We start from the raw sequence: 10,129 nt of genomic DNA, 5'->3' as shown, positions 1-10,129 counted from the left end.
GCCCCACTCCACTCCCTTCAGGCCGGCGCCCGTGACGTCCCCGACAGTTGATGCAAGCCAAGACCGGAACGGTCTTATCTATATTCAATTGATGTTCGTCATGGCCACATGGGGCCTGAACATCGTCTCCATCAAGTACCTGACGCAGCACATGGACATCCAGGCGCTAGCCGCCGTTCGGATCGTCGTCGCGTTCATCACCGTCACCCTCATCATCAAGGCTCGCCGCGGCCGCATCCCCAAGCTGGGCCGCGTGGAGCTGGGGTGGGCGGCGCTGGCGGGTTTCCTGGTGGTGTATGCGCACCAGATCGCGCTGGTGTCCGGGCTGCGGTTTTCGTCGGCGGCCAACGGCACGCTGATCATGGCGACGAGCCCCTTGCTGTCGGCGCTGCTGGCGGCCATTTTCTACCGTGAAAAACTGACGTTGGTGCGCATCTCCGGCGCCATGCTGGGCTTGTTGGGCGTGGGCATGGTGGTTGCGGGCAGCGGCGCGCAATTCGGTCTGACGGGCTGGGGCGACGCCGTCGTGTTCGTGGCCGTGCTGGTGTTCGTGTTCGGCGGCCTGGTCATCCAGCGCATGTCGCGCACCATGGATCCGCTGGGCATGCTCTGGTACATGTACCTGGCGGGGGGAGTGATGCTGGTGGCGCATGCGGCGCTGACGCCCGCGTCGTATCAGGCCGACACGTGGCAGATGACGTGGTGGCCTTGGCTGGTTCTGATGTTCTCGGCGGTGATTGCCTCGGGCGTCAGCAACATCATCTGGAACGCCGGCATCGCGCGTCTGGGGATCAGCCGCGCGGCCCTGTTCGTCAACTGGCTGCCGATTTTCGGGCTGTTGTTCGCGTCCCTGTTCCTGGACGAGCACGTCACGCTGACGCATGTCGTGGGGCTGGCTTGCGTGCTTGGCGGAACCTGGCTGGGACTGCGCCGCGTGGCGCCAGCCGCACCGCGAAGCGGACGCGCGCGCTAAGCCGTCACAGGCTCGGCGCGCTGGCCGGAGACGCCCGGCCAGCAACGCGTGGCGCGATCAGCGTTGGGCTTTCAGCAGCTTGGCCGCCTCGATCGCGAAGTACGTCAGGATGCCGTCGGCGCCTGCGCGCTTGAACGCCAGCAGCGCTTCCATCATGACCTTGTCGTGGTCCAGCCAGCCATTGGCGGCGGCGGCCTTGATCATCGCGTATTCACCGCTGACCTGGTAGGCGAAGGTCGGCACGCGGAACGTATCCTTGACGCGGCGCAGCACGTCCAGATACGGCATGCCGGGCTTGACCATGACCATGTCGGCGCCTTCTTGCAGATCGGCCGCCACTTCGCGCAATGCTTCGTCCAGGTTGCCCGGGTCCATCTGGTAAGCCATTTTGTTGGACTTGCCCAGATTGGTGGCCGAGCCCACGGCGTCGCGGAACGGGCCGTAGAACGCGCTGGCGTACTTGGCGGAATACGCCATGATTTGCGTGTGGACGTGGCCGTTGGCTTCCAGCGCACGGCGCACGGCGCCGATGCGGCCGTCCATCATGTCGCTGGGTGCGACCATGTCGACGCCGGCGGTGGCTTGCGTCAGCGCCTGCTTGACCAGGATTTCGACCGTCGGCTCGTTGATCACGTAGCCGTTGTCGTCGATGACGCCGTCCTGGCCGTGGCTGGTGTAGGGATCCAGCGCCACGTCGCACAAGATGCCGAGTTCCGGAAAACGCTTTTTCAATTCAGCGACCACACGCGGAATCAGGCCGCGCGGATTGGTCGCTTCGATGCCGTCGGGCGTCTTGAGCGACGCGTCGATGACGGGGAACAGCGCCAGCACCGGGATGCCCAGCTTCACGCATTCTTCGGCCACGGGCAGCAGGGTGTCCAGCGAATAGCGGACCACGCCGGGCAGCGACGCCACGGCTTGCTGCAAGCCGGTGCCTTCGGCGACGAAGACGGGGTAGATCAGGTCATTGACCGTCAGCGCGTTCTCGCGCACCAGGCGGCGGGTGAAGTCGTCGCGACGCAGGCGGCGGGGGCGGGAAACCGGAAACTCGGGGGTGATGATCTGCGGGTTCATGGTACGACCTTGGGGGAAATCCAATTTTCGATGTGGGCGCCGGCCTCTTCCAGACCGATGCGCTCGGGCGCCGAGAAAGGAATGGTGTGCAGGGCGCCGATGTCGGCCAGGTCTTTGCGGACCGAGAAGACGGTGCGCATGCGCTGGCCGTAAGGCAGCTTGTCCGCCTTGGTCAGCAGCGCCAGCACGGGACGTCCGGTGGGGGCGATGAAGTTAGCCAGGCGGCGGTCGAGTTCGGTGACGCCGCGGCGGATGTCGATCAGCAGCACGATGCCGGCAAGCGACTCGCGGTCGCGCAGGTAGCCGCCAAGGATGTCGGCCCATTTTTCTTTTTCGTTGCGGGCAACCGAGGCGTAGCCGTAGCCGGGCAAGTCGACGAGAAAACCGATGTGGCCTTCCGGATCCAGCGGGTCGGGCAAGCCGAACATGTTGATCAAGCGCGTGCGGCCCGGCGTCTTGCTGGAAAACGCAAGACGACGCTGGTTGCACAGCACGTTGATGGCCGTGGATTTGCCGGCGTTCGAGCGGCCGACAAAGCAGACCTCGGGAGCGCCGGCGGCCGGCAACTGGTCGAGGCGAGCTGCGGAGGTAAGGAAGGAGGCGCGATGTAGGAGGGACACGGATGGGCTTTGGATACGGTTGGTTTCGAGCCCTATTGTATAATCCGGCGTTTGCAACAGTGGTCCCCGTGCGCGGAGCCGTCTTTTTTGCTTACTCTTTGGGTTGCCGGTGGCTGCCTGGAAGGCAGAATGGGCAAACCAGGTTCGAGACGGTTCTCCAAGGTGTGCGGGGCAGGCGTGGGCGCCTTTTTGCGCCTTGATCGATGCGATCGTCGAGGTCTTCATGAAGCGTGTGCTGTCCCGGATGTTGGTTGCGAGCGGGCTGTTGCTCGGCGCCTCCGCCTTAACTTCACCCAGTTTCGCCGCTGACGGCGCTGCGGGCCCGGCCAAGCCAGATGCCGCCAAGGGCGGGCAGCTGTTTGACCAGGGCGATGCCTCAAGAGGCATTATCGCCTGTGCGTCCTGTCATGGCGCGGCGGGCAACAGCACCATCCCGGTGAACCCCAACCTGGCCGCGCAACCTCACGAATACCTGGCCAAACAGTTGGCCGACTTCCAGGTCAAGCAAGGCGCCAAGCTGCCCGTGCGCAATGGCGCTGGCGGCAATCCGACCCCGATGACGGCCATGGCGCAGAATCTGACGCCGGCCGACATGCAGAACATTGCGCTGTATCTGGCGCAGCAGCCGCTGAAAGAGCCGGCCACGGCCGGCCAGGAAAAGCTGGTTGATCTGGGTCAAAAGATCTGGCGCGGCGGATTGCCCGAGCGCAATGTGCCCGCATGCGCGGCATGCCACTCTGCCAATGGCGCGGGCTTGCCCGGCCAATACCCCCGCTTGTCGGGGCAGTTCCCCATGTACATCGAAGAGCAGCTCAAGCTGTTCCGCAGCGGCGACCGCAAGAACGACATCATGTTCGCCATCGCGGACCGGATGTCGGACGCCGATATCAAGGCGGTGTCGGACTACGCGGCTGGCCTGCGGTAGGCGTAAGCCTGCAACGCGCGCGGCTGGTCCGCGTTCATGCAACTTGGGCATGACGGAACCTCTTTCCGCCATGCGCTGTCTATGAGGGGGGTAGCCGATTGCGCGGCCCCCCTTTTTTCATGAATTCAACACGAACCCATACTCGCCCCTCTTTGCGCAGCCTGCCCCGCGATTTCTTCGAACTGCTCGGTTCGATGCGTTTCGCCGTCAGCCTGCTGATGTTCATCTGCGTGGCGAGCCTGGTCGGGACCGTGTTGCAGCAGAACCGCTCGTCGAACAACTACATCGACCAGTTCGGCCCGTTCTGGTTCGAAGTGTTCGACAAGTTCTCGATCTGGCATGTTTACAACAGCTGGTGGTTCCTGCTGATCATGGGCTTCCTGGTCGTGTCGACCTCGGTCTGCCTGATCCGCAACGCGCCCAAGATGCTGCGCGACGCGCGCTCGTTCCGCGAGCACGTGCGAGCCAGCAGCCTGCGAGGTTTTCCGCACCGCGTCGAAACCGAAGCCCCCACCGATGTGCCGCAGACGGCGGCCGGCTTGACGTCCATGCTGGAACGCATGGGCTACGCCGTGCGCCAGCGGACGGACAACGACGGCGTGATGCTGGCGGCCAAGAAGGGCAGCGCCAATCGGCTGGGCTACGTGTTCGCGCACGCGGCGATGGTCATCATTTGCATTGGCGGCCTGCTGGACAGCGAGCTGCCTGTGCGTTTGCAGGTCATGCTGGGTGGCAAGAAGCCCATCGTCGAGAACATGCTGATCTCGGAAGTGCCGGAAAGCGGCCGTCTGTCGGTGGACAACCCGAGCTTTCGCGCCAGCGTCCTGGTGCCCGAGGGGGGCCAGGCCAGCACTGCGGTCGTGATGGTGGGCGACGGCGCCCTGGTGCAGCCCATGCCTTTCACGCTGAAGCTCAAGAAGTTCATCGTTGACTACTACTCCACCGGCATGCCCAGCCGGTTCGTCAGCGAAGTTGAAGTGACTGACCCCGACACCGGCAAGACGTTCGATTCCACCATTGAAGTCAATGAACCCCTGCGCTTCAAGGGCATGACCGTCTATCAATCCAGTTTTGACGACGGCGGCAGCACGGTGGTGTTGAAAGGCTACCCGCTGGTAGGTTCCGATAGCAAGGCATTCGCCGTTGACGGCACGGTGGGCAAGACCGCCGAAGTAACCGCTCACACCGCGAACGGGCCGCGCAGCATGGGCGTCGAAATCACGGCCATGCGTCCGATCAACGTGGAAGACCTGACGCGCGGCGATCCGAAGGGCGACAACCGGAGCTTCGCCGAGCATGTGGCGTCGGTGTCCGGCAGCGCGGCGGGCAAGAAGAACGAAAACCTGCGCAACGTGGGGCCCAGCGTCGAGTACAAGCTGATCGACGACGCAGGACAGGCGCACGAATTCCAGAACTACATGCTGCCCATGGAATTGGACGGCGCCAGCGTATTCCTGGCCGGTGTGCGCAACAATGCGTCCGAGCCGTTCCGTTACCTGCGCATCCCCGCGGACGACGACAGTTCGATTGCAGAATTCATGCGCTTGCGCGCAACGCTGGCCGACCCGGCGGCGCGCCAGGAGGCGGCCCGTCGCTTCGCCGAGCGCAACAGCCCGTCGGGCGCGGACCGCCAGCCCTTGCAGACGGCCGCGGAACGCGCGCTGGAGACCTTTTCATCGGGCGGGCTGCAAGCCGTTGCCGCCTTCCTGCAGGCCAACACGCCCGCCGCCGACCTGGAGCGGGCCGCCGACGTGGTGATCCGTCTGATCGGCGCCAGCATGAACGAATTGCGCGCCATCGAACGGGAGCGCGCCGGCTTGCCCGCCGTGGCGTCCGAAGGCCCTGAAGGCGAGCGCGCGGCCGTGTGGTCGCGTCTGGCCGTGGCGGCGCTGTCAGACCTGACCGTGTATCCGGCACCCGTGTTCCTGTCGCTGGCCGACTTCAACCACGTGCAGGCCAGCGTGTTCCAGGTCAGCCGCACGCCGGGTAAAAATACCGTCTATCTGGGCAGCCTGCTGCTGGTCCTGGGGGTGTTCTCGATGTTCTATATTCGGGATCGCCGCATCTGGATCTGGGTCAAGCCGAATGAAGGCGGAAGCAGCGTCATGGCGGCCATGACGTCCCAGAAGCGTACACTCGACTTCAATCAGGAGTTCGAACGCTTCAAGCAGGCGCTGCTGCGCCCGAAGAGGTCTTAAGGTTTATTTATGTCGACTACGACCACTACCCATCCCTCGTCGCCGGACACGCTCTGGCAAGACAGTCTGTCAGAGACCGGCGATCGTCGCGCCCGGCGCGGCAAGCCGGACTGGACCGACGTCGTCTTCTTTCTGTTGCTGTCGGTGGGCGCGGCTTTCGCGCTGACCCGCCACGGCAACGCGATGGACTATTACGAGAAGATCATCCTGTGCGGCACCGTGCCGGCGCTGACATGGTTGGGCTGGCTTTGGCGGCCGCTGCGCCACCTGATGATCGCCTGTGCCATCGCGGCCGGGCTGGCCCTGATGCTATATGGCAATGACCTGGCTCGCGCCGAGCAGGTGTTTTTCCTGAAGTACCTGTTCTCGTCCCAGTCCGCCATTCTGTGGATGTGCGCGCTGTTCGCGTTGGCGATGGTTTGCTACTGGATCGGCGTGGTCAGTCCCACCGCCGCGTGGCTGGGCACGGCGCTGACCTGGGGCGCCGTCTTCGCCGGGGTCACGGGATTGCTGGTGCGCTGGCGCGAAGGCCATCTGATGGGGCCGGACCTGGGCCACATCCCGGTCAGCAACCTGTATGAAGTCTTCGTGCTGTTTTCGCTGATCACGGCGCTGTTCTACCTGTATTACGAACGCAAGTACGCGACCCGCGCGCTGGGCGGCTTCGTGCTGCTGGTGGTGACGTCGGCCGTGGTCTTTTTGCTGTGGTATTCGTTCACGCGTGACGCGGGGCAGATCCAGCCGCTGGTGCCGGCTTTGAAGAGCTGGTGGATGAAGCTGCACGTGCCGGCCAACTTCATCGGCTACGGCACGTTCTCGCTGGCGGCGATGGTGGGCTTTGCGTATCTGATCAAGCAGCACGGGCAGACCACGTCGTGGGCCAAGCTGGCGCCACTGTTCGTCCTGGGCGTGCTGCTGTGCGCCGAGCCGATGGTGTTCCGCACCGACGGCCTGTCGGCGACCTGGATGCTGTATTTCGGCATTGGCGCCGTGATCGTGGGGGCCATCCTGCTGGGCCGCCGCCGCATTGCCGCGGCGCTGCCGTCGCTGGAAGTGCTGGACGACATCATGTATCGCGCCATTGCGGTCGGGTTCGCTTTCTTCACGGTCGCGACCATCCTGGGCGCGCTGTGGGCGGCCGACGCCTGGGGCGCGTATTGGCAGTGGGACCCCAAGGAGACCTGGGCGCTTATCGTCTGGCTGAACTACGCGGCCTGGCTGCACATGCGCTTGATCAAGGGCCTGCGCGGCACCATGGCGGCCTACTGGGCGCTGATGGGGTTGCTGATCACGGGCTTTGCCTTCCTGGGCGTGAACATGTTCCTGTCCGGCCTGCATTCCTACGGCGAACTGTAGCCCGGCGCAGCAGGGTCACGCCGCCAGCGCGAACATCGATTTCTGCGGCGTGGCCACCTTGACGCCCGGCGTGTTGATGGTGTTCTGCACCGTCAGGCTGCTTACGCGGACGAGCGGGGCGGCACGCACCAGGACGGTGAACGCCCCGGTCATGTAACGCGCCTGGCCCATGAACGTCTGGGATATCACGCCGCCGCCCACGCCCGCGGTATCGCCCAAGGTGACGGGAATGGGCGTGACCATGTTGTGCATCGGCGCGCAGCTTAACCATACGTTCCAGACCACGGGGATACCCATGGACGACGTCGACACGTCGATATGCGGCACGGGCGGCACCGGGGTCTTGCAGACGTCGGGGAATCCAAGGCCGACACTGGGCAACTGGCAGAGTACTTGCATGTTTTCCACTCCTGGTGCGATGGCGGCGTAGCGGTGCCACGCCGAGGTCAAAGGGGTGCGCGTGCCGCCGACCACAGTTCGGCTTCCAGCAAGGGCGCATCGTTTTCGATAATGCCGTGGCGCTGCGTCCAACGTGCGCCGCGTGTCAGCGCGCGGTGCATGCGCGTGCGCAGGAAGGTGGCGTCGCGCAGGTCCGCCAGGCTCAGGTCGGCCAGGGAAAAATCAGCGTCGGCAAGATGGGCACCGCGAAAGTCGGTGCCGGCGCAACGCGCGCGCTGGAAGATGCACAGCGCCAGGCTGGCGCCCTGGAAGGTCGCGTCATCCAGGGTTGCCTCGGCCCAGATGGCGCCGTCGAAACGGCCGCCCTGCAAGTTGGCGCCGCATAGGTCGGCCAGCGGAAAAAGCGCCTGGGGGGCGCAAGCACCGGCAAAGCGCGCACCCCGCAGCGACGATCCCTTGAATCCGGCCTGGCGCAGGTCGGCATTGCGGAAGTCCGCCGCGTCCAGCTGGCAATCCGTGAAATGACACAACGGGTAGGCTCGTTCGGAAAAATTCTGTTCCGACAGGTCGCATTCGATGAACATCGTGCTGGCGGCGTTGACGCCCGCTAACGTGACGCGGCGCAGGTCCAACTGATGGAACAGGGTGTCGCTGAGTTGGGCGTGGGACAGGTCGGCGCCTGCCATGTCACCGCGCGAGAATACCGAACGCTGCACCCGGACGGACTGCAGCGAGGCGCTTGCAAGCGAGGTGGCGGTAAAGGTCGACTCATGGAAATCGGCGTGGTCGAGCCTGGCGCCGGCCAGGTCGCATTCCGTGAAGCTGGCGCCATGGAACCGGGCGCCGTCGAGCAGGGAGCCCGGCGCCTGGCAGTGGATCAGGCGCGCCATGTCCAGATTGGCGCCGCGGGCATCCCAGCCGGTCATGACACAGTGAATGAACTGGCCGTCCTGTAATTGGCAGCCTTGCATCGTCGCGCCGCTGAAGTCCACATGATCAAAGAAGCCGCCGGCCAGATCCAGGCCCGAGAGATCGGCGCCCGCAAGCTTCAGGTGCTGGATCGGTTCGCCATGGCGCACGCGGTCCATCAAGGCGTCGCGGTTCATGCGGGGTGCTCCGGCTGCCGGGCGGGCCAGCGCTTCGCGCCTTGCGTATAGGCATGGTCCAGCCCGGTGCTGTCGTCCATCAGCGTCTGCGCGACATCGGCCCGGAAGAAATTCGCGCCGCCGAGGTCGGCGCGCAGAAAGACGGCCTTGCCCAGCAGGCTGTTGATCAGGTTGGCGTTGCGCAGCCGGGCGCCGGTGAAATCCGCGCGCACGAAGTACGTGTCGGGGGCGGTCAGGCCGCTGAGGTCGGCGTCTTGCAGGTGGCATTCCGAGAAATCGCTGGCGCTCAGCCTGGCGCCGCGCAGGTCGGCGCCGGTCAGCGTTGCGCCGCGCGCGCTGCCATGCTTGAACTGCATGCCGCGCAGGCAGGCGCCCGCCAGCTCGACGCGGCCTGCGAAGGCGCAGCCGTCCAGCGTGGCGTTTTCCATGTTGAAGCCGCCGGAGAAGGCGACATCCATGAAGCTCACGCGCACGAGCGCCGCACCTGAGAAATCGGTGTCCGCCAGGGCGCCTTGCATGAACACGCATTGATCCAGCCGCGCGTCGCGAAAGCGGCAGGCGTCGAGCGTGGCGCTCATGGCCGCCCATTGATCGAACCGCGCCCGGCCGAGGTCGCAACGCAGCAGCCGCGCCTGGTGCAGACGCCCCTGGCGCCATGCGCTATCGACAAAGCAGCAGTCTTCGCAGTGCGCATGGTCCCAGATGGTGTCGACGATCTGGCTCTCGGTGAAGTCGGTCTGCCGGCAGTGCGTGCGGCCCAGGTTGGCGCGTGTCAGGTTGACGCGGCGCATGCCGGCCCGGGTCAGGTCGGCGCCCGTCAGCACGGCATCGGTGAGGTCACTGCCGTCCAGCCGCGCGTCGACGAGCGTCGCGCCTGCCAGGATCGCGCGTTGAAAGTTGACGCCCGAAAGATCCATGCCCGACAGGTCCGCGCCGGTAAGGTTCATGTCGCGGCAGTCGCGGTTGTCTTTCAGGCGCGTGTCCAGTTTTCGGCGGGTGCGCTGCGCGCGTAGCGGCGGCATCGGCGGGGGCGGCGCGAAATGGTGCGCGGATTGCTGATAGGCCTGATGAACCTGCGGACCGAGCGTTTCGTCAAGCGGCGGTGTTCCGTCGTCTTCGGCCGTTGCGCGCCGGGCCTGTGCATGCGGGCTGGCGTCGAATTCGGCCAGATGCCGCTTGATCTTGCGGGGATCGAAACCGGCGGGCAGCTTGCCGTCGTCTTCCTGCCGGCGCAGCGCGTCCATGTCCACGCCGGCCACTTCGGCCATCACGGGCAGGTTGGGATCGGCCAGCGCGCGTGCCGCGGTTCCGCTGGACAGCCGCTTGGCCTCTTCCAGCTCTTGCTGCATGCGCAGAATCGTCTGCGGCAGGTCGGCAAGGTTGGGCGCGGTGGGGGGCGGTTCAAGCGGCACCATGTAGCGGTCCGGATCGAGGCCCTGCGCCAGCAGCGACTCGCGTTCGCGCGCGTGGGGGCGCGC

General features: G+C 65.4%; 9 protein-coding genes. 4 read left to right on the top strand and 5 right to left on the bottom strand.

The window, feature by feature from the left end; genetic code table 11:
* Positions 1 to 91 precede the first annotated feature (91 nt).
* Positions 92 to 973 (top strand): DMT family transporter, encoded by an 882-nt coding sequence (locus tag ACE039_RS07810; RefSeq protein ID WP_105555716.1) that lies wholly within the window; start codon positions 92 to 94, stop codon positions 971 to 973.
* A 57-nt stretch (positions 974 to 1,030) separates the two neighbouring features.
* Here the strand turns inward: ACE039_RS07810 and hemB are convergent, their stop codons facing one another.
* On the bottom strand, positions 1,031 to 2,047 hold the full coding sequence (hemB, locus tag ACE039_RS07805) for a porphobilinogen synthase (RefSeq protein ID WP_310034954.1): 1,017 nt from the start codon (positions 2,045 to 2,047) through the stop codon (positions 1,031 to 1,033).
* A complete protein-coding gene (yihA, locus tag ACE039_RS07800; RefSeq protein ID WP_006227427.1) occupies positions 2,044 to 2,667 on the bottom strand; it encodes a ribosome biogenesis GTP-binding protein YihA/YsxC in 624 nt (207 codons plus the stop codon). Before yihA ends, hemB begins: the two co-directional genes overlap by 4 nt.
* A 223-nt stretch (positions 2,668 to 2,890) precedes the next feature.
* Here yihA and ACE039_RS07795 point away from each other — a divergent pair, with 223 nt between their 5' ends.
* From ACE039_RS07795 to ccsB, 3 genes are all read left to right on the top strand, one after another.
* On the top strand, positions 2,891 to 3,592 hold the full coding sequence (locus ACE039_RS07795; RefSeq protein ID WP_105555968.1) for a c-type cytochrome: 702 nt from the start codon (positions 2,891 to 2,893) through the stop codon (positions 3,590 to 3,592).
* 119 nt (positions 3,593 to 3,711) lie between these two features.
* Entirely contained in the window at positions 3,712 to 5,790 is a 2,079-nt protein-coding gene (locus tag ACE039_RS07790; RefSeq protein ID WP_310034960.1) for a cytochrome c biogenesis protein ResB, read from the top strand.
* A gap of 9 nt (positions 5,791 to 5,799) precedes the next feature.
* A complete protein-coding gene (gene ccsB, locus ACE039_RS07785) occupies positions 5,800 to 7,146 on the top strand; it encodes a c-type cytochrome biogenesis protein CcsB (protein ID WP_485822046.1) in 1,347 nt (448 codons plus the stop codon).
* Positions 7,147 to 7,161: 15 nt separating this feature from the next.
* On the opposite strand, the gene ACE039_RS07780 is transcribed toward ccsB, so the two are convergent.
* The 3 genes from ACE039_RS07780 to ACE039_RS07770 form a co-directional block, all read right to left on the bottom strand.
* Positions 7,162 to 7,545 (bottom strand): DUF4150 domain-containing protein, encoded by a 384-nt coding sequence (locus ACE039_RS07780; protein ID WP_105555970.1) that lies wholly within the window; start codon positions 7,543 to 7,545, stop codon positions 7,162 to 7,164.
* 47 nt (positions 7,546 to 7,592) lie between these two features.
* Entirely contained in the window at positions 7,593 to 8,651 is a 1,059-nt protein-coding gene (locus ACE039_RS07775) for a pentapeptide repeat-containing protein (RefSeq protein ID WP_485822045.1), read from the bottom strand.
* Positions 8,648 to 10,129 (bottom strand): pentapeptide repeat-containing protein (locus ACE039_RS07770; RefSeq protein ID WP_485822044.1); only part of this gene is annotated, 1,482 nt, incomplete at its 5' end. The genes ACE039_RS07775 and ACE039_RS07770, both read right to left, overlap by 4 nt.

This window comes from Achromobacter maghribensis, assembly GCF_057334215.1.
The sequence above is the reverse complement of the archived record's forward strand: the minus strand, read 5'-3'. Positions and strand labels throughout refer to the sequence as shown.